Source organism: Nesterenkonia aurantiaca (assembly GCF_004364585.1).
Taxonomy (GTDB): Bacteria; Actinomycetota; Actinomycetes; order Actinomycetales; family Micrococcaceae; genus Nesterenkonia; species Nesterenkonia aurantiaca.
The window spans coordinates 173924-199257 of sequence record NZ_SOAN01000007.1 but is presented as its reverse complement, the minus strand read 5'-3'; the positions used below and the strand labels follow the sequence as shown (position 1 = coordinate 199257).

The following is a 25334-nucleotide window of genomic DNA, read 5'->3' as shown; positions in this document are numbered from 1 at the left end:
CCGGGAACAGGCGGCAGCCTCAGTCTCGACCCGGACCTCCAGAAGAAGTCCCGCCACCACCCAGGAGTCATCATGAGCCATGTCAGCGCTTCCTCCACCACTACGGACTCGCACACTCCACCAGCCCACGAAACCACGATGAGGGCAGCGGTCGTCGAGGCCTTCGGCCAGGACCTCGCCATCAAAGAGATGGCCATTCCCGAGCCAGGGCCGGGACAGGCCCTGGTCAAGCTGATCTCCTCGGGCGTCTGCCACACCGACCTGCATGCCGCCGAGGGCGACTGGCCGGTCAAGCCCAGTCCGCCGTTCATCCCCGGGCATGAAGGTGTGGGCACCGTGGAGAAGCTTGGTGAGGGGGTCACCGAGCTCTCGGTGGGGCAGCTGGTGGGCAATGCCTGGCTGTGGAGTGCCTGCGGAACCTGCGAATACTGCCGAACCGGGTGGGAAACGCTGTGCGAGTCTCAGAGCAACGGGGGATACAGCGTCGACGGATCGTTCGGCGAGTACATGATCGTCGACGCCAAGTACGCCCCCCTCATCCCCGAGGGTTCTGACCCCTACGAGGTCGGACCTGTGCTCTGCGCCGGCGTGACCGTATACAAAGGGTTGAAGCAGACAGAGGTCCGCCCCGGCCAGTGGGTGGTGATCTCGGGCATCGGCGGTCTGGGCCACATCGCTGTCCAGTACGCGGTGGCCATGGGCATGCGAGTCGTCGCGGTGGACATCGCTGACGACAAGCTGGCCCTGGCCAAGCAGCACGGGGCCGAGATCGTGGTCAACGCCATGGTGGCGGATCCGGCCATCGAGATACAGGAGAAGACCGGCGGGACCCACGGCGTCCTGGTCACCGCCGTGCACCCCAAGGCATTCGGCCAGGCCATCGCCATGACTCGACGCGGCGGAACCATCGTGTTCAACGGTCTGCCCCCGGGAGAATTTCCCGCTCCGATCTTCGACATCGTGCTGAAGGGGCTGACCATCCGCGGATCGATCGTGGGTACCCGCCAGGACATGGTGGAAGCCTTGGAGTTCTACGCCCAGGGAAAGATCCATCCCACGTACAGCCGCCGTCCACTCGAGGACATCAACGCGGTTCTCGACGAGATGCAGCACGCCAAGATTGAGGGGCGCGTGGTGGTGGACTACAGCGCCACCCCGCAGCGCTGACCGAAGCCAGACCCGTGGACGGTCGAAAGTGCCGCCCGTGAATAATACGAAAGCAAATACGAGCGTTGGAGAACAAATATGATGCATTATGAGTCATCGGACGCGAAATACATGGAGAATATCAAGGAAAAATACCCGAAAGGATTCGAGGCTTTCGCGGCGTTCGACGGCGCCGTATTTTCCGAGAACGACCATGTATTGTCCAAAAAAACCCGCGAACTCATTGCGATCGCAGTAGCGACCACTACCCAGTGTCCTCATTGCGTCGAGATCCACTCCAGGGGTGCGTATAAGGCTGGGGCGTCCGAGGAGGAGATCTCCGAAGCCGTCATGGTCTCCGCAGCGCTTCGTGCAGGTGGCGCGGTGACGCACGGTTGGATGGCGATGAAGTTCTTCCAGGATGAGGCCAACAGTGGGTGAGGTGCCTTCCTGGTCCGCTCTCGCTTCTCGAGGGCCCGCCCACTGATGAGGCTCGCAGGCGGACCGAATGTCACCGAGGCATGAAGTTCCGCCTGGCGAGAGTCCCCGGAGCCCTGCCTCGGCTGATCTCCGGGGACCGACGGCCCTCCGGGCTGTCCTCTGTTCGAGATTCCACTATCTGGACGCTCATCCGACGAATGACGGGTGCTTGTGCAGACGCGAAGCAGCACCGCGGCAGCACCGCGCGAGAACGACGCGGGGCATACCGCCGAACCCGGAGTGCATTCGCGGTTCGGGTCTGTCCGGCGCAGGGGGCCGAGACCGCCGGCGAGCCAGCTGTGGATATGCGGCCCCGACCTTCCCCAGGAGATCGGCTCGCTTTCGCTGCCGTGCGTCACTGCCGGAAGAACTGGTCAGCGACGTTGAGTCTGTCCTGCTCACCTGTCGCAGAGGCCGGATGCAACGGTGATCGAGGAACCAGGGCAACCGGTGCGATGGATCGGCCCACGATGGACCGAAGACCCAGGCTGCCTCATGCAACACGACGGCCCAGACCGGCCGGGGAAGCCTGAGACTAACCCAGCCGGCCGGGCTGATGTCAGACTCAGACTGCGAGCTTGGCGATCAGGGCCTGGGCGGTCTCTGCGGAGGACTGAGGGTTCTGACCGGTGATCAGCAGGCCGTCCTCAACAACGTAGGAGCTCCAGTCCTCACCCTTGGAGTACCTGCCACCGAGCCTGGTGAGCTCGTCCTGCACGAGGAAGGGCACGACGTCGACCAGGTCGACCCCGGCCTCCTCGGTGTTGGTGAAGCCGGTGACCAGCTTTGCCTGCACCAGGGGAGTGCCGTCTTCGTTAGTGGCGTGGCGCAGCACACCCGGGGCGTGACAGACCAGCCCCACGGGCTTGTCGGCGCGAAGCGTGGTCTCGATCAGACGGATCGAGGCGGGGTCCTCGGCGAGGTCCCAGAGTGGGCCATGGCCGCCCGGGTAGAACACGGTGTCGTAGTCGGAGGCGGAGACGGTGTCCAGGCGCAGGGTCTCGGCCAGGGCGGCAGTGGCCTCAGCGTCGTCCTCGAACCGGTGGGTGTCATCGGTCTGGAAGTCCGGCACGTTGCTTGCAGGATCGAGTGGCGGCTGGCCGCCCTGCGGGGAGGCCAGGGTGATCTCATAACCGGCTTCCTTGAACCGGTAATACGGGGCGGCGAGCTCTTCGAGCCAGAACCCGGTCTTCTTGCCGGTGTCGCCGAGCTCGTCGTGGGAGGTGAGAACGATCAGGACCTTCATGGGGAACTCCTTGAAATAGACGGTCTTACGGTGGTGAGGAGGTGGTGCCGCGCGCGGTCAAAGGACGCGCAGCGACCTGGGTTCAGCGGTCAGGCGACCTGCGAACGGGTGTGCTGGGAGACGCTCACGCTGGGTGCGAGCAGCTCCAAGGTGCGGTGCTGGACTGCTTCCTCAGGAGCCAGGTTCACCAGCATGAGCTCATCGGCCTGGACCTCCTCAGCGAAGGCATCCAGCCAGGAGACGACCTCCTCCTGATTCCCGACAGCGGCCCGGGAGAGCATGCTCAGCACCTGCTGGCCGGCAGGGTGGTCGCGCAGCATCACCACATCCTCATCGGTGATCGCCCGGTTGCGGCCCAGGTGGTTCTTGATCCACGCGTTCTCGGCCAGGGTCTTCTGCTCCCTGGCGATCTCGGCGTCGTCGTGGGCGATCACGTTGGCCGCGGCGATGAAGTGCGGCTGCGCGTCCGGACCCAGCAGCGAATGGGTCGCGTCGAAATGCTCGCGGTAGATGTGGGCCGCCTGGTTCAGCATCTGCGGGGCGAAGTGTGAGGCGAACGCATAGGGCAGGCCCAGCTGCGCCGCGAGCTGGGCGCCGAAGAGCGAGGACCCCAGGATGTAGAGCGGGACGTCGGTGCCCGAGCCCGGGTACGCGTTGACCCCGGGGATCCGGCTGTGACCGGTGAGGTAGCCGCTGAGCTCCATCACATCGGCCTGGAAGCGGTCGGCCTCGGTGCCGTCGCGGCGCAGTGCGCGCATGGTCGGGCCGTCGGTGCCGGGCGCACGGCCAAGGCCCAGGTCGATCCGGTCGGGGTAGAGCGTCGCGAGGGTGCCGAACTGCTCGGCGATCATCAGCGGGGCATGGTTGGGAAGCATGATGCCGCCCGAGCCGACCCGCACGTTCTGGGTCGCGGCCGCCACATGCTGGATCAGCAGGGCCGTGGCGCTGGAAGCGATATTGGGCATGTTGTGGTGCTCGGCGAACCAGATGCGCGTATAGCCCAGCTTGTCTGCGGTCTTGGCGAGCCGGACGCTGCGAGCGATGCCGTCGGCGATGGTCTCGGGCGGGCGGACGAACGCGAGGTCAAGGAGGGACAGCGGGCGCGAAGCGGTGTTGGGCATATTGGATGCAACAGCCAGGGGGAGTGTTCTCATTCCGCGACGTGAGCACCGGCACGGGTTCGATCCGAGCCATTTGGCCGGACACGGTGAAATTTGGTTGACGCATTGAACCAAAATGATATGTTCGAATTGCTTTGCTGATGCAGAACCAGACGACGCAGACGATCCCATTTCCTCCGTCTGGAATGCCGGAACAGTTCGATCTCTCTCGTCGAGCATTCGATCTGGAGAGGAGGAGTCACGCCGTGGAGACAGTCGATCAATCAGCCTCGGAGAGTCAGCACCCGGCGCGATCTTTCGGCGTCTCTCTGGCAGCAGGCTCGTTGCTTCTTACCGTATTGACCTACGGGTTCCTGATCTGGTCAAACTGTGAGACCGCCGGCATCGCCACGTTTCTGGGGGACGTGAGGAGCTTCCATACCGCCGAGGGGTGCTAGACCCTCAGTCCGGTGAGACCGAAGCAGGTCTGGGATCGAGGAGTCCCCGGGTGCCGCCCAGCTGCACCTCGCCACGTAAGATCAGGGCTGTGAGCCCCAGGACCACTCCCGTGAGCAGCGTCATCGCCGACGACTCCGAGATGGCCTCCGGCAAGGACTGGACGAAGAGTCCCAGCACCACGGTGTGGACGAAGACGTCGACCACATCCAGCGGTCCTGGCCTTGTCACAAAGAGCAGTCTGGCGAGCAGCGTCCGGTCAGGTCAGCGGCTTGCGGGCTACCGTGAGGCCATGGCTCTCATCAACAGCAACGGGCTGGCACACGTCCGGCTCACCGTCACCGATATCGCGCGTTCCAAAGCGTTCTACGACCAGGTCTTCGGCTGGCCCGCCGTGGTGGACACCTCGGCACATGCCCACGATCCAGCGGTTCGGGCCTCCCAGGAGCAGTTCTACGGCGGAGTGATCTACCAGACGCCCCAGGGGACGCTGGTCGGTCTGCGTCCGGTGGGGGAGACCTCGTTCGATGCCCAGACCACCGGACTCGATCACCTGAGCTTCGCGGTCGACTCTCGAGATGCGCTGCAAGACGCGGCGCAGGCTCTCACCGGCGCGGGCATTGAACACGGAGAGATCAACGATCTCCGTGATGCCGGGCTCGCGATCCTCTCCTTCCAGGACCCCGACGGCATCAACCTGGAGCTCACCGCGCCCCTGGGCTGATGTGGTCCAGCCCTGAACCGTGCCAGCCCTGAACCATGCTGGCCCTGACACAGCGGTCCCAGATACAGCTGCGGCCCCGCACCGATTCTCCGGTGCGGGGCCGCAGCTGTTGAAGCTCGGTGTGAGATCAGACCGAGTAGTACAGCTCGAACTCATAGGGGTTCAGCCGCAGGTTCAGCGGGGCGATCTCTTCTTCACGCTTGTACTCGACCCAGGCCTTGACCAGGTCCTCGGTGAAGACTCCACCCTCGAGCAGGAACTCGTGGTCGGCCTCCAGAGCCAGCAGCGCCTCTTCCAACGAGCCGGGAGCCTTCTGGATGCTGGCAGCCTCTTCGGCGGGCAGCTCGTAGAGGTCCTTGTCGATCGGGTCTGCGGGCTCGATCCGGTTGCGGATTCCGTCCAGGCCGGCCATCAGCTGTGCGGAGAAGGCCAGGTAGGGGTTGGAGGAGGGATCCGGTGCGCGGAACTCCAGGCGCTTGGCCTTCGGGTTCGCCCCGGTGATCGGGATGCGGATCGCGGCCGAGCGGTTGCCCTGCGAGTAGACCATGTTGACCGGAGCCTCATAGCCCTTGACCAGGCGCTTATAGGAGTTCACCGTGGGGTTGGTGAAGGCCAGCACGGCCGAGGCGTGCTTGAGCAGACCGCCGATGTACCAGCGGGCGGTGTCGGAGAGGTTCGCGTAGCCCTTCTCATCGAAGAACAGCGGGCTGCCATCGGTCCACAGCGACTGGTGGCAGTGCATGCCGGAGCCGTTCTCGCCGAAGATCGGCTTCGGCATGAAGGTGGCCGACTTGCCGAACTGATCCGCGGTGTTCTTCACGATGTACTTGAACTTCATCAGGTCATCGGCAGCGTGGGTCAACGTGTTGAACTTGTAGTTGATCTCCTGCTGACCGGGGCCACCGACCTCGTGGTGGGAGCGCTCGACCTCCAGGCCGACGGCGTCGAGCGCCACGCAGATCGCGTCGCGCAGGTCCGCGCTCTTGTCCTGGGGGCTGACCGGGAAGTATCCGCCCTTGGTGGCCATCTTGTGACCGAGGTTTCCGCCGGGAATCTCCTCGGAGGACTGCCAGGAGGCCTCATCAGAGTCCAGGGAGTAGAAGGACGCATCCGGGCTGGACTGCCACTTCACATCGTCGAAGAGGAAGAACTCGGCTTCGGCGGCGAAGAATGCGGTGTCGGCGATGCCTGAGGCCTCGAGGTACTCCTCGGCCTTCTGTGCCACGCCGCGGGGATCACGGGCGTAGGGTTCGCCGGTGCGCGGGTTGACGATCGAGAACGTCATGACCAGGGTCTTCTCCACGCGGTACTCATCGAGGTACGCGGTGGTCACATCGGGGATGAGCTGCATATCGGACTCGGCGATGCCCTGGAACCCTCGGATGGAAGAGCCGTCGAAGAGCTGTCCGTTCTCGAAGAAGTCAAGGTCAACGGTCTTAGCCGGGAGGTTGAAGTGGTGCTGAAGGCCAGGAAGGTCGGTGAAGCGGACGTCGACGAAGACGACATCCTCTTTCTCAATGAACTTCAGAACTTCGTCAGGGCTTGTGAACATACGTCCGTGCTCCTCGTCAGGTGGCTGGGCTTGCGTGCGTAACTGGGGTGAACGCTCGGTCCCACGCTATGGGCCGGGCGTTTCCCGGCCATCACGCAAATGTTTCCGTCATGTAACTTAAGTTGCTCATGGGCCTGTGACAAGGCGTCCCCGGTCGGAGGAATAGACTGACCAGGGCCGTGCTCGTACGGCCACATGTCAAGCATCACTCTCTCATATCCGAAGCAGAAGGAGATCTGTGGCGAAGAACGACGGCGCACCCCCTGGCGGCTCCGCGGCGGGTGCCGGAGGACCTCGATGGGCCGGGCAACAGCTGGGTCTGCCGGAGTCAGGCCCCGGCAGCATGGCGCCCTGGAGTCGACGCATCTTCGCCCTGTTCATCGACTGGGGGATTGCCACTTTGATCTCGATGGCCTTCTTCGGCGGCGAGGAGCTGATGACCCTGGGCATCTTCGTGGCCATCCACGTCATCTTGATCGGACTGCTCGGCGTGACCATCGGCAAGCGGCTGATGCGGATCCAGGTGGTCCGCGGCCAGAGCCTGCCGGGCCCGCTCTGGTCCACGGTCCGCACGCTGCTGCTGCTGCTGATCCTTCCGGTCATCCTCATCGGGACCGACGGTCGCGGCGCCCATGATCGGGCAGCCGGCACCGTCCAGCTGCGCATGTGAGCGCCCCCGGACCCGCAAGGGTCAGTCGACTCAGCGGACGCCCGGGCCGCGGCCTGGCGGTGATCTGCGCCAGCGCGCTCAGCACCCAGTCCGGCGCCGCCGTCGGCTCGCTCGCCTTCAGCGGCCTCACTCCGGTCGGGGTGGTCGCGGCTCGCCAGCTGGTGGCCGCCACCGTCCTGCTGGCGATCGCCCGGCCTCGGTTCTGGCGCTTCACCGGCAGCCAGTGGTCCCCGGTGCTGCTGCTGGCCCTGTTCTTCGCCGGCATGAACACCGCACTCTACGCCGCCCTGGACCGGGTGGGGCTGGGCACCGCGGTGACCATCGAGTTCCTCGGTCCGCTCGCCGTCGCCGTACTCTCCTCCCGGCGCCCCCGCGACGGACTGTGCGCCCTGATGGCCCTGACCGGAGTGGTGCTGCTGACTCGCCCGGGACCCACCAGCGACCTATTGGGCCTGGGCTTCGCGGTGCTCGCGGCGGGCTGCTGGGCCGGGTACATCCTGACCAATCGCGTGGTGGGCCAGCGCCTGGAGGGGGTCCAGGGCGTCGCGGTCGGCACCGCCATCTCGGCGCTGGGACTGCTGCCGGTCGCCGCGGTGATCGTCTGGCATCTGCAGCCGCCGCTGGAGGCGTTCCTCTTCGCCGCCGTCGCCGGAGTCCTGGCTTCTGCGGTCCCGTACTCGCTGGATCTCATCGTGCTGCGCCACATCTCTCCGGTGGTGTTCGGTCTAGGGATGTCTCTGCACCCGCTCTTCGCGGCGCTGATCGGGGCGGGCTTCCTGGCCCAGCAGCTGCCGCTGATCGCCTGGACGGGCATCCTGCTGGTGGTGTTGAGCAATGCGCTCACGCTCAGCGGCCCGCTCCGGCGGCCCCCGCCCCGCGGTGCAGCCGGTCCAGGTCCCTCCCGGTGATCAGACGTTTACAGGCCCTACCCTTGAAACCCTCTATTGCAGGCTGTAGCCTGTATTCATGTTCGTCGTCACTGCTGATCAGCGCCGCAGCACCGAAACCGGGGAACGGGTCGATGCGCTGCTCGCGGAGCTCACACCCTGGAGTGTTCGCTGGCAGAAACAGATCGCGCTGCCGCTGGAGCGCACCGTGGGCGATGAGGTGCAGATCCTGCTGAGCAGCGCCGAGGCGGCGGTGGATCTCGCGCTGGCGCTATGCCGCACCGAACAGTGGGCCGTGGGCATCGGGGCCGGCACCGTGACGCACCCGTTGGGTGCCAGCGCTCGGGCCAGCTCCGGGAGTGCGTTCATCCAGGCCCGGTATGCCGTGGAGCGAGCCCGCAGTCAGGCCGAACCGGTCCCGCTGGTGGTCCAGGGGGATCACAAGGAAGCTGCCGCGGCCGCCACCTCGGTGCTGCAGCTGCTCGGCGGGGTGGTGCGACGACGCGCGGACACCGGCTGGGAGGTCAGCGACCTGACCGCACAGGGGCACAGCCGAGCGCAGATCGCCGTCGAGCTGGGAATCACCGTGTCAGCGGTCAGTCAGCGGGCGCGCTCTGCGATGCTGGAGGAGGAGCGACGCAGCCGACCTGTCGTGGCAGCCCTGATCTCAGCCGCCGCTGGCGAAGGCAGCTGGAAGATCGACCCTGCTCAGGACCAAGAAGGTGGACACCTATGACATGGCTTGCAATCTCGGCGGTGGTGCTGCTGGCCCTGGGCCTCTCGGCATTTCTGGGCGCGCTCCTGGTGGGCTGGCTGCTGCGCCGGGTGGAGCCCGAGGGCTACGGTCCTGGCATCCTGCGTGGAGGGACCTGGATCGGGATCCTGGAGAGGCTGGCGATCACGGGTGCGGTCTTCGGCGGCTATCCCGAGGCGATCGCGGTGGTCCTGGCGGTCAAGGGTCTCGGCCGCTACCCAGAGCTGCGCGCCTGGCAGGCCGACCAGCGCGCGAAGGCCACCGAACGATTCATCATCGGTACCCTGGCCAGCTATATCTGGTCCGGTGCGCTGGGCCTGATCGGTCTGGCCGTGATCGGCGCGATCAGCTGAGCTGCTCGCGTCGGCCGGTCAGCGATTTCGCGCCGGCTCCAGGCTCCACACTCTGGGTCAGCCGGCGGTCGATCGCGCGAGCCAGCTCGTCAGTGGCCCAGGGTGCGCGGTGCAGATTCAGCGCGGGTTCGAACAGCTCCGCCTCCAGCAGCACGATTCCGTATCGGGCGGAATCGACCACATCGATCCTGCCGTAGAGCGGGGTCTCGGTTCCAGTCGTTCGGGCCGCGGCGGCCAGGGTGCGCTCACCGAACCTGATCTCGGCGGCGGAGGCCTGGACCAGCTGCGGATCCTCCAGGTAGGTGCCGCCGCGCAGACCTCCGCCGCGGGCCAGCAGCGCACCCTTGGAGATCGCATGCGTGTGGTGCCCATCGATGAAGTACAGCGCCTTCTCCCGTCCCTGACTCAGCTCCGGGATCTCGGGCTGGACCATCACGGTGAGGCCGCGGGCCAGGATCCGTTCGCCAAGGGTGAGCGCCGCGGCCGAGTCCGCGCGCAGCAGCTCGGTGTCGAAGGCGCCGGCGGAGATGCTGGGCTTGATCACCACCCAGTCCTCGCCGTGCTCGGCCAGCCCGCGACGCAGCGCGGCGTCGTCCTCGGCCCAGCTGGTGGGCACGCTGGCGAGCCCTTCAGTCTCGAGCTCGCGCAGGTAGACCTTGTCCAGGTTCCAGCGGATCAGCGCGGGACTGTTGAGCACCGGGACCTGCGCCGCTGCGCGCTCCAGCCAGGCCAGGAAATCCTGCGGTCTGGAGGAGTAGTCCCAGGGGGTGCGGACGACCAGCAGGTCATACTCCCGTCCCGGCTCCCAGTGGTGCCAGATGACCGGCTCAGCCGCGATGTCACACCGCTGCAGCGCCGCGATCAGCGGATCGGTGTCCCGGTCAGGGGCCTTCGAGTAGTCATCGGTCACCACGATCCCGACCCGTCGCGGCCGCGGTGCGGGGACCAGGCTGTGTTCGGGAAGCCAACGGAAGCGTTCGACGACGATCAGCTCATCATCGCCCAGGCCGGGTCCCTGGGTCTCGCCGTCCGCGATCTCGCCGGTGCTGCGCCAGAAATCCTCATGAACCTCGCGCCAGGCCGCCACGGAGGCGTAGCCCTCACCCTCGCCGCGGGCCACCTCCTGGGAGATCTCTCCCAGCGGCACCAGAGCCACCTCCATCACCTCGACGACGCCCAGGCTCTCCTCCTGGACACCCAGGAGTCGTTGGAGCCCAGGTCTCGGCAGCGGCTCGGCCTCGGCGAGGTAGCTGCGATGCAGGCTGGTGGTCATGGTCTTGACCCCGGTGATGACCGCGCCGGTGAGACGCGCGCGCAGCTCCCCGAAGGCCAAGTCCATCGGGGGCAGCGCGTCGATCTGCTCTGCGGTCAGCATCGGTGCAGGTGTCACGGCTTCATCCGGCCGGTGCGCTGGTAGTTCTCGTGCCAGCTCAGTGCCTCGCCCAGCAGGTGCGGGGTGTGCCGGCCGCGCTGGTTCTGCGCCACCGCCCGGTCGAAGTAGTCCTGCAGCAGGTCCTGGTAGTCCGGGTGGGCGCAGTTGCGGATGATCCTGCGGGCGCGGGCCGCGGGGGAGAGGCCGCGCAGGTCCGCCAGGCCTCGTTCGGTGACCAGGATCTGGGTGTCGTGCTCGGTGTGGTCGATGTGGCTGGCGAAGGGGACGATCGAGGAGATCGCGCCGGCCTTGGCCATCGAGCCGGAGACGAAGAAGTTGAGGTAGGCGTTGCGGGCGAAGTCCCCGGAGCCGCCGATGCCGTTGATGATGGAGCTGCCCATCACATGGGTGGAGTTCACGTTGCCATAGATGTCCGCCTCCACCATCCCGTTGATCGAGATCACTCCGAGCCGACGGATGGCCTCCGGGTGGTTGGAGACCTCCTGGGTGCGCAGCAGGATCCGGCCCTTGTACTCTCCGGCGCGGGCGTTGAACTGTTCGGCGCGTTCGGCGGAGAGCGAGAAGGAGGTCGCGGAGACCGCGGTCAGCTTGCCGGTGTCGATCAGGTCGAGCATGCCGTCCTGGATGACCTCGGTATAGGCCAGCAGGTCCTCGAACTCGCTGTGCGCCAGCTCGGCCATCACCGCGTTGGCGACATTGCCGATGCCGGACTGCAGCGGCAGCAGGTTCTTGGGCAGCCGGCCCTGCTCGATCTCGTAGCGCAGGAAGTCCACCACGTGGGAGGCCATGGCCTTGGACTGCTCGTCGGCGGGCTTGAAGGGCAGGTTCCGATCCGGCGCGTCGGTCTCGACCACCGCGACCACCTTCTCCGGGTCCACGCGCAGGTAGGGATCCCCGATGCGTTGGAGCGGGTCGGTGAGCTGCAGCGGTCGGCGCTCCGGGGGCAGCTTGGTGCCGTAGTAGATGTCGTGGAAGCCCTCGTAGGCCCGCGGGTGCCAGTCGTTGACCTCCAGGATGACCTTGTCCGCCAGCTGCAGCCAGGTCTTGTTGTTGCCCACCGAGCTGCCCGGGATCAGCAGTCCGTTGGGGAGGATCGCGGCGACCTCGATGACCGCGACGTTGAGCTTGCCGTAGAAGCCGAACCAGGCCTGCTGGGCGGAGTGGCTCAGGTGGGTGTCGATGTAATCGGTCTCGCCGGTGTTGATCGCCTCACGCATGGTCGGGTCCGACTGGAAGGGCAGCCGTCTGCGCACCGCGCGGGCCTCGGCGAGCACGCCGTCGAGCTCGGGCGCGGTCGACGCCCCGGTCCAGAGGTCGATGCCGAAGTCCTCGCCGCGAGCGTGGGCGTCCTTGGCCCGCTCGGCCAGGGCCGCAGGGACCGCTTTCGGGTACCCGGCACCGGTGAAGCCGCTCATCCCGACCCGGTCGCCGTCGTGGATCCAGCGGGCGGCCTCAGCGGCGGTGGTGACCTTGGTGGCCAGCGTGGGGCAGGTGATTCGACTCGAAACAGCGCTCATTCAACCCAGCCTAGGCGAACAGAGACCCTGCCGGGATCCGCAGCGCTGGCGCTACGCTGGGTGACACGAGGCCGGGTCGACCCGCACCTCAGCCCCAGCTCAAGACGGAGGACGCACCATGAACGGATTCGTGCCCTATCCGGTCCGAGACACCTACCGACTGATCGAGCCGGGCCCCACGGTGTTGATCTCGACCTCCGACGGCGTCCGCGACAACATCATGACCAACGCGTTCAACATGCCGGTCCGCCACGACGGGATCCTGGCGGTGATCGTGGGCACCTGGGATGCCAGCTTCGCGACGCTGCAGGCCACCCGGCAGTGCGTGATCGGCATTCCCGGTGCCGATCTGATGCGCACCACGGTGCAGGTGGGGAACTGTTCCGGAGAGGACCTGGACAAGTGGGACCACTTCGGGCTGACCCGGGTGCCAGGAGTCAGCGTGGCTGCGCCGCTGATCGGGGAGTGTGTGGCCAATATCGAGTGCAAGGTCGAGGACGACTCCCTGGTGGAGGACTACTCGCTGTGGCTGCTGCGCACCACGGCCGCCTGGATCCGGCCCGATGCGGCGCCCACCCCGGAGTTCCACCACCGGGGCAACGGGACCTTCTCCACCAATGGTGAGCTGCATGACCTCAGCGATGAGATGACGAAGTGGAAGTACTTCACGAACTAGGGGTTCCGGACCGCGCGGCGCGGCGCTGGGCCGGAAGTCTCTAGCGCTCCTCGAGGCCCCAGGGCGATCCGTAGCCGAGCGGCGCCTCGGCCGCCAGCAGCTCCAGGAACGGCCGGGAGTCGAAGGCCTCCGGGCCCAGGACGCCGCTGCCCTGCCAGGTCCCCTTCGACAGCAGCTCCAACGCGATCACCGGGTTCACCGCCGTCTGCCACACCACGGCCTGCGAGCCGTACTCGGCCATCGACCACTGGTTGTCCACCACATGGTAGAGGTACACCGCCCGGGGTTCACCGTCCCTGCCGAGTCCGGTCACATACAGACCTGCGCAGGTCTTTCCCGTCATGCGATCGCCCAGGGTGGCGGGATCGGGCAGCGCCGCGGCGACGACGTCGCGTGGGGCCACCGGCACCCCCTTCACCATCAGCGGCTCGGTGGAGTCGAGACCGAGCTTGTGCAGGGTCTTGAGCACGTCGATGAACTCGTCGCCGAGCCCATACTTGAAGGTCACCTTCCGGGCCTTGGTCCAACGGGGCATCAGGATCACCTCCTCGTGCTCCACGTTGACGCACTCCACCTCTCCGATCCCCTCGGGGAAGTGGAAGACCTCGGTCTCGCTGAAGGGCTCGGTGGTGTACCAGCCGGTCTCGCGCTCAAAGATCACCGGTGGGTTCAGGCATTCCTCGATCGTGGTCCAGATCGAGAAGGACGGCGCGAAGGCCGGCTCGCCGTCGGCCCCCGCCACGACCAGATTCGCCCCGTCGCGCACGCCGAGCTCCTCGATCGAGGAGAACAGCTCATCCTCGGCGTAGCGGGCGAAGACGTCGGAGAGTCCAGGCTCGACGCCCATGCCCACCAGGGCCAGCCGACCGGCCTGCTCCCACTGCGGGGCCAGGGCGAACTGTTCGTCGCCCAGCATCACCCCGGTCTTGGAGTATGGCTGCTCCGGGTGCCGGATCGAGAGGCTCATCGCCATATCGAGGTAGGTCGCCCCCGCGGCGAAGCAGCCGTTGAAGATCGGCATCACGAACCGCGGATCCACCGCGTTGAGCACATGGGTGATCTGGTGCTTCCGCATGACCTCGGCCACCGCTTCTGCCGAGGAGGCATCCACCTGCTCGGCCACCAGCCGATCGTCCTCGAGGGAGTCCACCAGGGCCTGCGGCCGTGAGGGATCGTAGTCGGCGATCACCAGCCGGTCGAAGAATCTGCGGCGAACGGCGATCCGGACGGCGGCGGATCCCACGCCGCCGGCTCCGATGATGAGAATGCGCATCAGGTCAAGCCTCCATCGATCGAACGTGGGCGTGCATCGGTCGCATCGGGGGAGTCGGGCACGAGCACGGCGGTCTCGGCGTTCAGGCTCTCCCCGCGGAAGAACGGCAGCGACCCGGAACGGGTCCGCCAGAGCAGCATCAGCACCAGGCCAAGGGCCAGCGAGCCGATGCCGACGACGAAGGTGCCGCCCACGCCGAGGAGCACGCTGTATCCGTAGTCGACGTCGGCCATGTCGATCGCTGACCTGATGAACGCCGCGCTCAGGATCAATGCGCCCAGCAGCGGGAGCAGGAAGCGGAAGACGAAGTTGTGGCCCGAGGTGAACAGCTCCCGGCGGAAGTACCAGACGCAGGCGTACCCGGTGATGGCGTAGTAGAAGGCGATCGCCAATCCCAGGGACAGGATGGAGTCGGCCAGGATGTTCTCGCTGACCAGGGTCATCACCACATAGAACCCGATCCCGGACACCCCCATGACCAGCGTGGAGAAGGACGGGGTCTTGAAACGCGGGTGCACCGTGCTGAACCGGTTCGGCAGCGCCCGGTACACCGCCATGGAGAGGGTGCCCCGGGCGGTGGGCAGGATGGTGGTCTGGGTGGAGGAGACCGCGGAGACGAGCACCGCCACCACGAGCAGCCATGCGGCAGGGCCGAGGACGACATCCTTCAGAGCGAAGAACACGTCCTCCGCGTTTCCCTCGTTTCCCAGGCCGACCCCCGCTTCGCCCACTCCGGCGTACATCATGGCGGCCACGGTCACTCCCACATAGGTGATCAGCAGCAGCACCGTGGAGATCAGGGCGGCCAGTCCCGGGATCCGACGGGCATCGCGGGTCTCCTCGTTCAGCGCCAGGCAGGCGTCCCAGCCCCAGTAGATGAACAGGGCCAGCAGCACCGCCTCGGTGAATCCGGCGACGCTCTCGAAGGCGAAGGGGTTGAACCAGTCCAGGGACGGTGAGGTGGCGTTCTCGGCGGTCCCGTCGGCGATCCCGATCAGTGCGAACACCACGAAGAGGCCCAGTGCGAGGTACTGGATCCCCAGGAGGACGTTCTGCAGCTTGGCGCCGATCTCGACCCCGCGGTAGCTGATGTAGGTCATGGCGGCGATGAAGAACACCCCGGTGGCGGTGACCACCAGGGAGTTCTCGGCGAGGGAACCGTCGCCGATCAGGAGCCAGAGGTAGATCCCGGCGATCTGCGCCAGGTTGGCCAGCACGATGATGCCAGCGACCGCCACCCCCCAGCCGGCCATCCAACCCACCCACGGGCCGAAGGCCTTCGTGGCCCAGGTGAAGGAGGTTCCGCAGTCGGGAATCTCTCGGTTGAGCTCTCGGTAGGCGAAGGCGATGAACAGCATCGGGATGAACGCCAGGATGAACGCGATGGGCGCCTGAGCCCCGACCGCGAGGACCACGAATCCCAGGGAGGCTGCGAGCGAATAGACCGGGGCGGTGGAGGCGAGTCCGATGACCACCGATCCCCAGACGCCGAGCGTGCCGGCGGAGAGACCCTTGCCCGCACCCGGCGGCGCGCCAGAGGGATTCTTCCCGAGAGCTGCCTGGCTCATGGTGTTCCTCCGATCCCCGGCCGGGTCAGCGTCAAGGACCCGGTGTGGTGTGATGCGCGCCACTATACCGACTAGTCGGTTTTTTTGATAGGCCCTAGAATCGCTGTCATGGGCCATGCTCCGAGCACCGTTCACCGGCTGATCACCGCGTACCAGGACATCCTGGTGTCCGAGGGGGAACGCAGCGCCACCCTTGAGGCCATCGCTGCGCGCGCAGGGGTCTCCAAGGGCGGGCTGACCTATCACTTCAGATCCAAGGATGAGCTGGCGGCAGCGCTGTTCGAGCGGCTGCAGAGCCTGGTGGAGGCCGATCTGGCGGTGATGCGGTCGGACCCCTCGCGGGCCGCGGACTACTACATCAGAAGCTCGCTCGAGGTGGAGAGCCCGCTGGAACGCTGCAATATGGCGGTCACACGGCTGGCGCAGGGATCGCATCCGGAAGCCAACGAACTCCTCGCCAGGTGCCGGACCCAATGGTTCGAGGTGCTGATGGACGCGGTCGGCCACGAGGACATGGTCCACCTGGTGATGCTGCTCGGTGATGGGATCTACTTCAACGCCTCGCTCACCGGCACCGGCGCCATGCCCGAGGAGACCGATCCGGCCACGATCGACCGGATCGTCCGCCTGATCGGCACCATCCGCTACTGAGCGCTTGGTGCCGCGCGGCTCTCAGTGCCTGCCGACCCCAGGGTCCGCTGACTTCAGTGCGTGCCGACCTCAGGGTCCGCTGACTTCAGTGCCTGCCGACCTCGCGGGCTGCCGTCACGGCGGCCTCCGCCCCGTCGGACCAGACGGCTCCGTGACCTGGGAGCAGGTGGTCGGCCTCGGTGAGTGCGATGGCGTCCAGGGAGCTGATCGCCTGCGCAGTGTCCTTGGTGGCGGCCCCGGCGACGATCTGCGGACCGGTCTGCCCGGTGTAGGGGTCCAGGGTGACCAGGGCGTCCCCGGTGAAGACCGCCCTGCGGTCAGGGAAGTGCAGGATGCAGTGTCCGTCGGTGTGTCCCGGGGTGTGCACCGGCACAGGGAATCCCGGAACCTCCAGCACCGATCCGGCCGTCATCAGCTGCACGCCATGGACGCCCTTGACGGTCAGCGCGCCGGAGCCCACCATTCGTCCCAGCAGCGGAAGCGACTGCGGGTGGCCCAGCGGGTAGAGCAGCCGATTGCGCTCGGTGACGTAGCGATACGGCCTCGTGGCCAGCTCTGCGTCCTCGTGGTGGATGATCACGGGAATGCCCAGGCTCTGCTGCGCGCGCAGCGCAAAGCCCAGGTGATCGAAGTGTCCATGCGTCAGCACCAGTGCCTTCACCTCATAGGGCATCCGCTGGCGCGTCTTGAGCACCTCCATGACCTCGTGCCACATTCGGGGCAGTCCGGCGTCGATCAGGGTGATGCCGTCCTCGGCCTCGACGACGTAGCAGTTCACATTCGCCTGCGACACGAGATGGATGCCAGGGGCGACGCCGTATTCGATCATGTGCTGCGGTTCCGTTCCGTGAGGGGTTTCGTCAATCCTGGTTCTCCACACGGCGGTTGGTCAAGCGTGACCCGGGCTGAGCTTTCAGCAGACCGTCAGCGGCGCTTCCGGACCAGCGTCCAGGTGTGTCCCTCGTCCACTTCGTGACTGAGCTGGTCCAGGGCCATCTTCGCGATCGCGAGACCCCTGCCTGACTCCGCCAGCTCGTCGGGGAGCTCGGCCTCATTGAGGGCGATGGTGACCGGCGCTGCGTCGTCCTTGAACCGGGCTGAAAGGGCCTCCTTGTCGATGCTCATGTCTGCCGTGACGGTCACCTCCGCGCCCCCGGCACATCTGCCGTGGGTGACGATATTGGTGGCGATCTCGCTGACCGCGAGGGAGAACAACGTGCGGTCCTCCAGGGAGAGCTCTCCGGCTGCCGTGAAGAGGTTCTGCAGCGCGTCGAGCACCTGGTCCACGAAGCCAAGTTCCGCGACGCCGGTCAAGGTGGCCCGGGTGCTGCCGTCACTCATCGCCGAATGCCGCCTCGACGGTGGGGTGGTCCCGCAGCACGCGATCGAGGCTGGTCAGCTTCAGGACGCTCTGCACCGACTCGCTGGCGGCGGCGAGCCGCAGATCACCCTCGGCGAGCCGGGCGGCCTTCAACCCGCCGATCAGCGCGCCCAGACCGGAGGAATCGATGAAATCCGTCTGGCCCAGGTCGACCACGATGCGCGGATTCCCCTCCTCGATGAGCTTTCGCATCGCCTGTTTGAGCCGGGGTGCGGCCGAGGCGGTGAGCCGGCCTTCCGGGCGCACGACCGCATACCGTGCATGGGTGGTGACATTGAGATTCATGATGCTCCTTCTGCCTCTTCGGCATGTGCTGCGGGTCCCTTATAGCGCAGGGCTTGGATGATGATGCTCAGCGCGGCCAGCGAGTAGGCCACCCACACGGTGTTCACCAGGGTGCCGGTGCCGTCCGCGGTGCCGATCAGCACCCGGATGATGCCGGTGATGAGCGCGATAATCAACACCGCGATCGCGGTGAGCTGGGGCCAGACCTCGCGCAGCGGCAGCGTGCCGCCCACTCGACCGTCCTTACGGGTGACCACGAAGCTCAGTGGCTTCTTGAAGACCACGTTCGCGACAGAGGAGGTACAGGCGCGGATCCAGACCGGGAAGAGCGCCAGCGAGTACTGCTGGCCTCGCCAGGTGCGGATTCCTCGGGCCACGATCAGGAAGAGCAGCTGGTTGATCAGGAAGTATGGCAGGAATCGGGCGAAGAAGTCCCCGCTCCACGCGGTCACCGGCATCACCCCGAACATCAGATAGATCACCGGAGCGCAGAGGTAGACGATCGCGGCGAAGCCAGCGAGGTAGCTCCACATCGTGCCGAAGTACATCAGTCGCTGACCGGTTGAGAGTCCCCGCTTGACCAGTGGGTTGTCGCGCAGGAACACCTGCATCGTGCCCTGGGCCCAGCGCAGCCGCTGTTTGAGCATCGTCTGCAGGTCCTCCGGGGCGAGTCCTCGGGCGAGGATCTCGTGGTGGTAGACGCTGCGCCAACCCATGCTGTGGAGCTGCATCGCGGTGGCCATGTCCTCGGTCACCGAGATGGTGGCCAACGGCTGGATCGGTTGGGCCTCGTCGGGGCGGTCCACGCGCAGTGCGTCCACCAGCGCGGCGACAGATTTCACCGCGGCCAATGGGGAAAGCTCTCGGGTGGCGAGTGCGTCCAGGCCCACCTGATCGATGACCACTGTGCCCAGTTCTGAGTCGCGCTGAACCGGGATCGACTGGATGGCGGCGAGGTCCTCGGCCATCAGGTCCAGGTCGTTCTTCACCAGCAGGCGGGATGCCTCGGTGATCTGTCCCTGCAGGCGATAGGTGACATCGGCGATGGGCTCCCCGGCAGAGACCTCGGCACGGGCCCGAGAGACCTCGACCCGCAGATCCTTCAGAGCGGCGTGCAGAGCTGGTATTGGCTGATTGCGCCGGGCTTCGCGGGAGAGCAGCCTCTCGGCCGCGCGCAAGGTCCGTTGCGTAGAGTCCTGGAGTCCCCGAACGTAGCCCACGATGCCGAGCTGCATCAGCGCCTCGCGCCGCAGTACGGCATTGGATCCGCAGAAGAAGGCGGCGTTCCAGCCGTCCTTGCCCTGCTGGATCGGTCCGTAGAACAGCGGTGCCTGGCTGCCCAGAGGATCTTCCTCGTCCACATTGATGAACCACTGCGGGGTCTGGACCAGAGCGACCTGCTCATCGTCGGCGAAGTAGCCCAGCGTGCGGTGCAGGATCAGAGGATCTGGAATCTGATCGGCGTCGAGGATCAGCAGGAACTCGCCCTCGGTCTCGAACAGCGCGTTATTGAGGTTTCCGGCCTTGGCATGGCGAGGCTTGTCGGTCCAGTCCGCGGAACGCGTGATGTAGCCCAGCCCCTCGGCCTGGGCGGCGGCCGCCATCTCCGGGCGGTCGCCGTCGTCGAGGACGAAGGTCTGGTGTGGATAGGCGATGTTCTTTGCCGCCCGTGCCGTGGCCATGACCATCGCGATGGGCTCGTTGTAGGTGGTGATGAAGACGTCCACGGTGCCTGTGGGGGGAGACTCCGGGCCCGATCGTTCCTTGGCCCGCCACATGGTGGCGGCGAAGAGGAAGGTGTCGATCAGGCTGTAAGTCTCGGCGATCACCAGCGGCACCGCGATCCACCAGGCTTCCCAGTTGAGGGACTCCATCCAGCGCCAGGTGAGGTAGTTGATCCCGGTGAGCACGGCGAGGACGGCGAAGACCCGAATCAGGATGAGCCGTCGAGTCAAGAGTCTCTCCTGACCACGACCACGGTGACATCATCAGGAGCCTTCGCGCGCCCCGCACGACGCAGAGCTTCCTGAACGGCTCCGTCGAGTCCGTATCGGGAGATGATCTCTGCTACCTGTTCGAAAGGAGCCTCGAGGTCGAGAAGGTCCAGCAGCCCGTCGCTGCAGCTCATGAGTGAATCCCCGGGTTCGAGCTGCACCGAATCCAGGCTGTGCGGCTCGCCGATGCCCATGGCAAGGGGCAGCCCAGTGGAGTTCAGGTGTTCCCAGGTGCCGTCTGCGCGTAGGACGAAGCTCAGGCTGTGTCCGCCGTCCACGTAGCTGACCCGACCCGTTCCGGTGTCGAGCTCGGCGCAGAAGAGCGTGACGAACATATTCAGATCGCCAATATCCTGTTCGAGGAGCGAATCGATCTCGGCGACGGTGGCGAGCAGCGATCGTTCCGGAGCGGTTCGCATGGAGGCCCGCACGGCAGAGGCGATGATGCCGGCCCCAGTGCCTTTGCCCATGACATCAGCCAGGGTGATGCGGAGGCGGTCTCCCCGCAACGTGACGTCATGGAAATCTCCGGAGACGGCGCCCGCCGGAGCGGAGCCGGCTGTGACGGTGAATCCGGCAGGCTGGGGGAGGTCCCGCGGAGTGAGCGCGCGCTGCACGACAGCCGCGTGGTCCAGCTCCTGCTGCTGGGCGAGCTCCGTCTGGACCCAGAGCGCGAGATCCTTCAGAAGGTTGCGCTGGTCAGCATCTAGTGTCCGTGGCTGAGTATCAAGCATGCACAGAGTGCCCACGTGTTCGCCACCAGGTGCTTGGAGAGGGTGTCCGGCGTAGAACCTCAGGTGTGGGTCCCCCAGGACGAAGGGATTCGCGGCGTACGCCGCATGCTGTGACGCGTCCTCGATCACCAGCGTGTCCGTCTGGCTGATTGCAACGTCGCAGAAAGCATCTCGGCGTGACACATCGGCCCGCCCAAGACCAATCTCTGACTTGCGCCAGAGGCGGTCGCGATCGATCAGCGTCACGCTGACCATGGGCACATTGAAGATCTGCTGAGCCAGTCGGGTGATCCGGTCCACTCGTTCGTCCGGCGGAGTGTCAAGGATGTTCAGTGCGTCGAGTGCGCGTTGTCGACGCTCTTCGTCCGTCATGTTCAGTTCTCCTCAAGCTTATGTGCAGTATCTGCTTGAGATCACCCTAATGCACAAGTGGGTGGGCCCTAAGGCCCACCCACCTGCGGTGTTGTCATCTTCAGGTCCTCAGAAGGACCGTTCAGATCAGCGTGCCGGGCGCGAGGAACGTCCCGCTGCGCCTGCGCCGCTGCGACCCGAGGGGCGCCCGCCGCGGGCGGGTCCGCCCTGGCCGCCGCGGGACGGGCCGCCGGAGCCGCCGCGGCCGCCGCGTGCCGGACCGCCGCCACGAGGGGAGGAGGTGCCGGGACGACGGCGAGGCTGCTGCTGCTGGACCGGGGCCCGCGGTGCGGGCTTCACGAACTCGGCGGTGGCACCGACCAGCTCGCTCACGGCATCGGACTCTGAGTTCACCCGGATCGGGTGCACGGCGATGGCCGCCTTGCGCAGCAGCGCCTGGGTGTCGCGGCGCTGCTCGGGGAGCATCACGGTGACCACGTCACCGGCGCTGCCGGCGCGGGCGGTGCGACCCGAGCGGTGCAGGTACGCCTTGTGCTCGGCCGGCGGATCAACGTGGACCACGAGCTCCACCGAGTCCACGTGCACGCCGCGGGCTGCGACGTCGGTGGCGACCAGGACCTTGATGTCGCCCTCGCCGAATGCGGCGAGATTGCGGTCGCGCTGGGACTGCGAGAGGTTGCCGTGCAGGTCCACCGCGGGGGTGCCCTGATCGGTGAGCTGCTTGGCCAGCTTCTTGGCCTGGTGCTTGGTGCGGGTGAAGAGGATGCGGCGTCCGGTGCCGGAGGCCAGCTGCTTCACCAGGTCGCGCTTATCGTCGTTGTGGACCTCGAAGACGTGGTGGGTCATCGCGGAGACGTGGGAGGTGGCCTCATCCACGGAGTGCATCACCTGGTTGTTCAGGAAGCGCTTGACCAGCTTGTCCACACCGTTGTCCAGGGTGGCGGAGAAGAACAGCCGCTGACCCTTGGAATCGGTCTTCTCCAGCAGCCGGGTGACCACCGGGAGGAAGCCGAGGTCGGCCATGTGATCGGCCTCGTCCAGCACGGTGATCTCCACCGATTCCAGGCTCAGGGCGCGCTGGTTCAGCAGGTCCTCGAGGCGGCCGGGGCAGGCTACGACGATGTCCACGCCGGACTTCAGGGCATTGATCTGGCGCGATGCGGTGACTCCGCCGAAGATGGTGGTGGTCTTGAGGTTGTACGAGGCCGCGAGGGGCTCGAGGACCGCGTTGATCTGGGTGGCCAGCTCGCGGGTCGGAGCCAGGACCAGGCCCAGCGGACGGCCCGGACGGCGGTTCTTTGCGGCGTTCTTCTCACCGAGGCGTGCGACCATCGGGATGGAGAAGGCGAGGGTCTTCCCGGAGCCGGTCTTGCCGCGGCCGAGGACGTCGCGTCCGCTCAGCGTGTCGGCCAGGGTCTGCTGCTGGATGGCGAATGCATCAATCTTGCCGTCTGCAGCGAGAGCGCGCACCAGCGGTGCGGGAACGTTGAGGTCGGCGAAGGTCTGGGTCTCAGAAATGGCGGGAGCCTTTCAGAAAGCGCCAGACACAGAGGAGGCAGGGGTATACCCGCCTGAGACTGGTCTGGCTTGGGGCGAAGGCATCGGTTGATGCACTCGGTCGCCGCGAGAAAATCACTGCTGAAACGTGGGCCGGTGGAAAACACGGCCCCGTTGATCAAGGCGTTCTTACGACGCGGGCACTCACACGAGGTGGGCACCAGAATCTCCACCCTACCCCATGGGCGGGCGGATCACTTGCCGCTGATCTGGCTGTAGTGCTCCAGCGCCTCCTCGCGCGAGGCCTTCAGGTCCACGATCGGGGTGGCGTAGTCGGGGGAGTTCAGCTCCGGGATCCAGGTGCTGACATAGGTGCCCTTGGGGTCGAAGCGCTCCCGCTGCCGCTCCGGGTTGAAGATCCGGAAGTAGGGCGCGGCGTCCATTCCGCAGCCGGCCACCCACTGCCAGTTTGCCGGGTTCGAGGCGGCATCGGCGTCGACCAGGGTGTCCCAGAACCAGGCCTCACCCTCGCGCCAGTCGATGCCCAGGTTCTTGATCAGCAGGCTCGCCGAGGCCATCCGTACCCGGTTGTGCATGTGTCCGGTCTCCCAGAGCTGCCGCTGCCCGGCATCCACCCAGGGGAACCCGGTCTCGCCCTTGGACCAGGCGCGGAAGTCTTCGGGCGCGTCGCGGCGCGACTTCCAGGGGTAGGCGTCGAACTGGGCGCGAAGATTGGTGTGCGGCAGCTGCGGGAAGTGGAAGAGCAGGTGCCAGCAGAACTCCCGCCAGCCGATCTCGGAGAGGAACTTGTCCACCGCCTCATCGGTCTGCTGATGCGCGGCGTGCCATACCTGGCGCGGGCTGAGCTGGCCGAAGCGCAGGTAGGGCGAGATCCGGGAGGTGCCGTCCCCGGCTGGGGTGTCCCGGGCGTCGTCGTAGTCCTCGACCTGGTGTTCCAGGAACTCGCGCAGCCGATCGTGGCCCCCGGCCTCGGTGGGGGTCCAGTTCTCACGCAGGCCCCCGGCCCAGTCCGGACGGGTGGGCAGCAGCTCCCACGCCTCGAGATCCCCGGCACCCTGTTCCAGGGTGGGAAGCGCCGCCTCGGCCTGGGCAAGCGTGCCCAGCGCAGCCGGACGCTCATGCGGGGCCCCAGGGTCGCGCACGCTGATCTGCTTCCAGAAGGGGGTGTAGACCTTATAGGGTCCGCCGGTGTTGGTCTGCACGGTCCAGGGCTCATGCAGCAGCGAGGCGTTGAAGCTCTCCACCTCGATGCCCAGCTCAGGCAGCGCGGCCTTGATCCCGGCGTCCACCGCGCGCTCGGGTCCGCCGTAGCGCCGCGACCACTGCACCTTCTCGGCGCCGAGCTCCTGGGCCAGGGCGGGCAGGATCACTGCGGGATCTCCGGCGCGCAGCAGCAGCGGGATGCCGAGCTCGGCAAGTTCTTCCCGCATCGACGCCAGCGCGTGATGCAGCCACCACTTCACCGCACCGCCCAGCGGACGCACCCCCGGGCTCACCTCATCGAGGACATAGAGTGCCAGGACATCGCCCGGATTCTGCGCGCGCTGACACGCGGTGAGCAGCGCTTCATGATCTGCGGTGCGCAGATCGTCGCGGAACCAGAGGAGCGTGCGGGTCATCAGTGCCCTTTCGGCGAAGCGGCGCCGCGCGAACGGCCGTCCTGGCTGGCACAGTAGCAGGAGTGCCCGATCATCCACTGGGCCGATGAAGGAGATGTCGATGGCCGAGGAGACGCGATCTGCCCAGGAGTCCGAGCGCTGGCTGGTGATCAAGGGACGACGCTGGCGCCGCACCGATCCGGCGCTTCCCGAGGAGCTGGTGGCCGCGTTGAAGTCACATCTGGGCCGTGGAAGGTCCGGGGTCGGGGCCGGGAAGAAGACCGACGACGCGGAGCGGGTGGCCGCCTCGCGGAGACGGGTCGGTCTCGCCAAGACCGGGCTGGGAGAGCGCGGCCCTTACTGGTGGGAGCTCCCCGAGGCCCGGCGGATCGCGGCGGCCGAGGATGCGCTGGCCGAGCTCGATGCGATGGATGACACAGATGAGAGTGCGTCTCAATAAATATATTGCAATATTCTTATATATCTGGTGTTCTGTTGTTGTGAGTGACAACCCGGCGCTGACCAGCGCGGCCCAGCTGTTCAAGGTTCTCGGTCATGAGTCGAGGCTCCGGTTGCTGTGCCTGATCGGAGCTTCCCCCAGGACCGTGAACGAGCTCGTGGAGCTGACCTCGATGTCTCAGCCGCTGGTCTCCCAGCACCTGCGCACGCTCAAGCAGGCGGGCCTGGTGCTCGCCGAGCGCCAAGGCCGGGAGATCGAGCACAGATTGGCCGACGAGCACGTCTCCCATGTCATCGCCGACGCCGTTGCCCACGTCCAGGAACCACTACCCCAAGAATCGGCGGGCGTGTCCGCCGGTGAGGAGCACCATCATGACTGAGCACCAGACCCACGAGCACCGCACCGCGGAGCACAAGCTCGAAGACCACACCCACGGCGAGAACTGTGGACACGAGGCCGTGGAGCACGGTGACCATGTGGACTACGTCCACGACGGCCACCGCCACGCCGCCCATGAGGACCACTACGACGAGCACTGAGCCGCTC

The 25334-nt window shown here is 66.4% G+C and carries 27 protein-coding genes; 12 read left to right on the top strand and 15 right to left on the bottom strand.

What is annotated here, in order from left to right; genetic code table 11:
* The first annotated feature begins 138 nt into the window (after positions 1 to 138).
* Entirely contained in the window at positions 139 to 1167 is a 1029-nt protein-coding gene (adhP, locus tag EV640_RS10320; protein WP_133726402.1) for an alcohol dehydrogenase AdhP, read from the top strand.
* Between the two features lie 78 nt (positions 1168 to 1245).
* Positions 1246 to 1587 (top strand): carboxymuconolactone decarboxylase family protein, encoded by a 342-nt coding sequence (locus EV640_RS10315; protein WP_036475506.1) that lies wholly within the window; start codon positions 1246 to 1248, stop codon positions 1585 to 1587.
* Positions 1588 to 2191: 604 nt separating this feature from the next.
* Here the strand turns inward: EV640_RS10315 and EV640_RS10310 are convergent.
* The 3 genes from EV640_RS10310 to EV640_RS10300 all read right to left on the bottom strand — a co-directional run bounded on the left by EV640_RS10310 (position 2192) and on the right by EV640_RS10300 (position 4659).
* The gene (locus tag EV640_RS10310) at positions 2192 to 2872 is read right to left on the bottom strand and encodes a type 1 glutamine amidotransferase domain-containing protein (protein WP_036475505.1); all 681 of its coding nucleotides are present in this window, start codon (positions 2870 to 2872) and stop codon (positions 2192 to 2194) included.
* An 89-nt stretch (positions 2873 to 2961) separates the two neighbouring features.
* Positions 2962 to 3993 carry an LLM class flavin-dependent oxidoreductase gene (locus tag EV640_RS10305; protein ID WP_036475504.1) on the bottom strand — a complete coding sequence of 344 codons (1032 nt, stop codon included), beginning with the start codon at positions 3991 to 3993 and terminating at the stop codon, positions 2962 to 2964.
* Between the two features lie 441 nt (positions 3994 to 4434).
* On the bottom strand, positions 4435 to 4659 hold the full coding sequence (locus EV640_RS10300) for a hypothetical protein (RefSeq protein WP_133726391.1): 225 nt from the start codon (positions 4657 to 4659) through the stop codon (positions 4435 to 4437).
* A 61-nt stretch (positions 4660 to 4720) separates the two neighbouring features.
* Between EV640_RS10300 and EV640_RS10295 the strand changes: the two genes are divergently transcribed.
* Positions 4721 to 5152 (top strand): VOC family protein, encoded by a 432-nt coding sequence (locus tag EV640_RS10295; RefSeq protein WP_036475500.1) that lies wholly within the window; start codon positions 4721 to 4723, stop codon positions 5150 to 5152.
* A 127-nt stretch (positions 5153 to 5279) separates the two neighbouring features.
* Here the strand turns inward: EV640_RS10295 and glnA are convergent, their stop codons facing one another.
* Positions 5280 to 6704 (bottom strand): type I glutamate--ammonia ligase, encoded by a 1425-nt coding sequence (gene glnA / locus EV640_RS10290; RefSeq protein ID WP_036475498.1) that lies wholly within the window; start codon positions 6702 to 6704, stop codon positions 5280 to 5282.
* A gap of 238 nt (positions 6705 to 6942) precedes the next feature.
* Here glnA and EV640_RS10285 point away from each other — a divergent pair, with 238 nt between their 5' ends.
* From EV640_RS10285 to EV640_RS10270, 4 genes are read left to right on the top strand one after another with little or no spacing between them, the layout of a single operon-like run.
* Positions 6943 to 7374, top strand: a complete 432-nt coding sequence (locus EV640_RS10285) for an RDD family protein (protein WP_051501165.1) — start codon at positions 6943 to 6945, stop codon at positions 7372 to 7374.
* Entirely contained in the window at positions 7371 to 8282 is a 912-nt protein-coding gene (locus EV640_RS10280) for an EamA family transporter (RefSeq protein WP_235181026.1), read from the top strand. Before EV640_RS10285 ends, EV640_RS10280 begins: the two co-directional genes overlap by 4 nt.
* Before the next feature lie 58 nt (positions 8283 to 8340).
* On the top strand, positions 8341 to 8997 hold the full coding sequence (locus EV640_RS10275) for a hypothetical protein (RefSeq protein ID WP_036475497.1): 657 nt from the start codon (positions 8341 to 8343) through the stop codon (positions 8995 to 8997).
* Positions 8994 to 9368: a hypothetical protein gene (locus EV640_RS10270; protein ID WP_036475495.1), complete on the top strand. Its 375-nt coding sequence runs from the start codon at positions 8994 to 8996 to the stop codon at positions 9366 to 9368. The genes EV640_RS10275 and EV640_RS10270 overlap by 4 nt, the downstream gene beginning before the upstream one ends.
* Here the strand turns inward: EV640_RS10270 and EV640_RS10265 are convergent.
* Together EV640_RS10265 and EV640_RS10260 are read right to left on the bottom strand one after the other, a co-directional pair.
* Positions 9361 to 10758, bottom strand: a complete 1398-nt coding sequence (locus EV640_RS10265; RefSeq protein WP_133726390.1) for an ASCH domain-containing protein — start codon at positions 10756 to 10758, stop codon at positions 9361 to 9363. The genes EV640_RS10270 and EV640_RS10265 overlap by 8 nt on opposite strands.
* Positions 10755 to 12278, bottom strand: a complete 1524-nt coding sequence (locus EV640_RS10260; protein WP_036475493.1) for an acetyl-CoA hydrolase/transferase family protein — start codon at positions 12276 to 12278, stop codon at positions 10755 to 10757. Before EV640_RS10260 ends, EV640_RS10265 begins: the two co-directional genes overlap by 4 nt.
* 118 nt (positions 12279 to 12396) lie before the next feature.
* On the opposite strand from EV640_RS10260, the gene EV640_RS10255 reads away from it, so the two are divergent.
* On the top strand, positions 12397 to 12954 hold the full coding sequence (locus EV640_RS10255; protein ID WP_051501164.1) for a flavin reductase family protein: 558 nt from the start codon (positions 12397 to 12399) through the stop codon (positions 12952 to 12954).
* Positions 12955 to 12994: 40 nt separating this feature from the next.
* On the opposite strand, the gene EV640_RS10250 is transcribed toward EV640_RS10255, so the two are convergent.
* Together EV640_RS10250 and EV640_RS10245 are read right to left on the bottom strand one after the other, a co-directional pair.
* Entirely contained in the window at positions 12995 to 14227 is a 1233-nt protein-coding gene (locus tag EV640_RS10250; RefSeq protein WP_036475491.1) for a saccharopine dehydrogenase family protein, read from the bottom strand.
* Entirely contained in the window at positions 14227 to 15795 is a 1569-nt protein-coding gene (locus EV640_RS10245; RefSeq protein ID WP_133726389.1) for an APC family permease, read from the bottom strand. The genes EV640_RS10250 and EV640_RS10245 overlap by 1 nt, the downstream gene beginning before the upstream one ends.
* 108 nt (positions 15796 to 15903) lie before the next feature.
* Between EV640_RS10245 and EV640_RS10240 the strand changes: the two genes are divergently transcribed.
* Complete coding sequence (locus EV640_RS10240) at positions 15904 to 16446, top strand: TetR/AcrR family transcriptional regulator (protein ID WP_036475490.1); 543 nt, start codon at positions 15904 to 15906, stop codon at positions 16444 to 16446.
* A gap of 85 nt (positions 16447 to 16531) precedes the next feature.
* Here EV640_RS10240 and EV640_RS10235 read toward each other — a convergent pair whose 3' ends face one another.
* The 7 genes from EV640_RS10235 to EV640_RS10205 form a co-directional block, all read right to left on the bottom strand.
* On the bottom strand, positions 16532 to 17239 hold the full coding sequence (locus EV640_RS10235; RefSeq protein WP_243832296.1) for an MBL fold metallo-hydrolase: 708 nt from the start codon (positions 17237 to 17239) through the stop codon (positions 16532 to 16534).
* 131 nt (positions 17240 to 17370) lie between these two features.
* Complete coding sequence (locus EV640_RS10230; RefSeq protein ID WP_036475486.1) at positions 17371 to 17787, bottom strand: ATP-binding protein; 417 nt, start codon at positions 17785 to 17787, stop codon at positions 17371 to 17373.
* Positions 17780 to 18112 carry an STAS domain-containing protein gene (locus EV640_RS10225; protein ID WP_036475485.1) on the bottom strand — a complete coding sequence of 111 codons (333 nt, stop codon included), beginning with the start codon at positions 18110 to 18112 and terminating at the stop codon, positions 17780 to 17782. The genes EV640_RS10230 and EV640_RS10225 overlap by 8 nt, the downstream gene beginning before the upstream one ends.
* Positions 18109 to 19986 (bottom strand): glycosyltransferase family 2 protein, encoded by a 1878-nt coding sequence (locus EV640_RS10220; protein ID WP_133726400.1) that lies wholly within the window; start codon positions 19984 to 19986, stop codon positions 18109 to 18111. Before EV640_RS10220 ends, EV640_RS10225 begins: the two co-directional genes overlap by 4 nt.
* A 77-nt stretch (positions 19987 to 20063) precedes the next feature.
* Positions 20064 to 21212 carry a PP2C family protein-serine/threonine phosphatase gene (locus EV640_RS10215; protein WP_036475483.1) on the bottom strand — a complete coding sequence of 383 codons (1149 nt, stop codon included), beginning with the start codon at positions 21210 to 21212 and terminating at the stop codon, positions 20064 to 20066.
* Positions 21213 to 21338: 126 nt separating this feature from the next.
* A complete protein-coding gene (locus EV640_RS10210; protein WP_036475482.1) occupies positions 21339 to 22682 on the bottom strand; it encodes a DEAD/DEAH box helicase in 1344 nt (447 codons plus the stop codon).
* A gap of 281 nt (positions 22683 to 22963) precedes the next feature.
* The gene (locus EV640_RS10205) at positions 22964 to 24349 is read right to left on the bottom strand and encodes a cryptochrome/photolyase family protein (RefSeq protein ID WP_036475602.1); all 1386 of its coding nucleotides are present in this window, start codon (positions 24347 to 24349) and stop codon (positions 22964 to 22966) included.
* 100 nt (positions 24350 to 24449) lie between these two features.
* Between EV640_RS10205 and EV640_RS10200 the strand changes: the two genes are divergently transcribed.
* The 3 genes from EV640_RS10200 to EV640_RS10190 are packed head-to-tail and all read left to right on the top strand — an operon-like array spanning position 24450 to position 25327.
* Complete coding sequence (locus EV640_RS10200) at positions 24450 to 24788, top strand: hypothetical protein (RefSeq protein ID WP_036475480.1); 339 nt, start codon at positions 24450 to 24452, stop codon at positions 24786 to 24788.
* 40 nt (positions 24789 to 24828) lie between these two features.
* Positions 24829 to 25167, top strand: a complete 339-nt coding sequence (locus EV640_RS10195) for an ArsR/SmtB family transcription factor (protein ID WP_051501162.1) — start codon at positions 24829 to 24831, stop codon at positions 25165 to 25167.
* Positions 25160 to 25327: a hypothetical protein gene (locus tag EV640_RS10190; protein WP_036475479.1), complete on the top strand. Its 168-nt coding sequence runs from the start codon at positions 25160 to 25162 to the stop codon at positions 25325 to 25327. Before EV640_RS10195 ends, EV640_RS10190 begins: the two co-directional genes overlap by 8 nt.
* Positions 25328 to 25334: the final 7 nt, after the last annotated feature.

What these genes read in the sequence shown, in the direction of transcription:
- adhP (WP_133726402.1), top strand. Translation starts at nt 139, where the DNA reads ATGAGGGCAGCGGTCGTCGAGGCCTTCGGCCAGGACCTCGCCATCAAA.
- EV640_RS10315 (WP_036475506.1), top strand. Translation starts at nt 1,246, where the DNA reads ATGATGCATTATGAGTCATCGGACGCGAAATACATGGAGAATATCAAG.
- EV640_RS10310 (WP_036475505.1), bottom strand. Translation starts at nt 2,872, where the DNA reads ATGAAGGTCCTGATCGTTCTCACCTCCCACGACGAGCTCGGCGACACC.
- EV640_RS10305 (WP_036475504.1), bottom strand. Translation starts at nt 3,993, where the DNA reads ATGCCCAACACCGCTTCGCGCCCGCTGTCCCTCCTTGACCTCGCGTTC.
- EV640_RS10295 (WP_036475500.1), top strand. Translation starts at nt 4,721, where the DNA reads ATGGCTCTCATCAACAGCAACGGGCTGGCACACGTCCGGCTCACCGTC.
- glnA (WP_036475498.1), bottom strand. Translation starts at nt 6,704, where the DNA reads ATGTTCACAAGCCCTGACGAAGTTCTGAAGTTCATTGAGAAAGAGGAT.
- EV640_RS10275 (WP_036475497.1), top strand. Translation starts at nt 8,341, where the DNA reads ATGTTCGTCGTCACTGCTGATCAGCGCCGCAGCACCGAAACCGGGGAA.
- EV640_RS10270 (WP_036475495.1), top strand. Translation starts at nt 8,994, where the DNA reads ATGACATGGCTTGCAATCTCGGCGGTGGTGCTGCTGGCCCTGGGCCTC.
- EV640_RS10260 (WP_036475493.1), bottom strand. Translation starts at nt 12,278, where the DNA reads ATGAGCGCTGTTTCGAGTCGAATCACCTGCCCCACGCTGGCCACCAAG.
- EV640_RS10255 (WP_051501164.1), top strand. Translation starts at nt 12,397, where the DNA reads ATGAACGGATTCGTGCCCTATCCGGTCCGAGACACCTACCGACTGATC.
- EV640_RS10250 (WP_036475491.1), bottom strand. Translation starts at nt 14,227, where the DNA reads ATGCGCATTCTCATCATCGGAGCCGGCGGCGTGGGATCCGCCGCCGTC.
- EV640_RS10245 (WP_133726389.1), bottom strand. Translation starts at nt 15,795, where the DNA reads ATGAGCCAGGCAGCTCTCGGGAAGAATCCCTCTGGCGCGCCGCCGGGT.
- EV640_RS10240 (WP_036475490.1), top strand. Translation starts at nt 15,904, where the DNA reads ATGGGCCATGCTCCGAGCACCGTTCACCGGCTGATCACCGCGTACCAG.
- EV640_RS10230 (WP_036475486.1), bottom strand. Translation starts at nt 17,787, where the DNA reads ATGAGTGACGGCAGCACCCGGGCCACCTTGACCGGCGTCGCGGAACTT.
- EV640_RS10225 (WP_036475485.1), bottom strand. Translation starts at nt 18,112, where the DNA reads ATGAATCTCAATGTCACCACCCATGCACGGTATGCGGTCGTGCGCCCG.
- EV640_RS10220 (WP_133726400.1), bottom strand. Translation starts at nt 19,986, where the DNA reads ATGGAGTCCCTCAACTGGGAAGCCTGGTGGATCGCGGTGCCGCTGGTG.
- EV640_RS10215 (WP_036475483.1), bottom strand. Translation starts at nt 21,212, where the DNA reads ATGACGGACGAAGAGCGTCGACAACGCGCACTCGACGCACTGAACATC.
- EV640_RS10205 (WP_036475602.1), bottom strand. Translation starts at nt 24,349, where the DNA reads ATGACCCGCACGCTCCTCTGGTTCCGCGACGATCTGCGCACCGCAGAT.
- EV640_RS10200 (WP_036475480.1), top strand. Translation starts at nt 24,450, where the DNA reads ATGGCCGAGGAGACGCGATCTGCCCAGGAGTCCGAGCGCTGGCTGGTG.
- EV640_RS10190 (WP_036475479.1), top strand. Translation starts at nt 25,160, where the DNA reads ATGACTGAGCACCAGACCCACGAGCACCGCACCGCGGAGCACAAGCTC.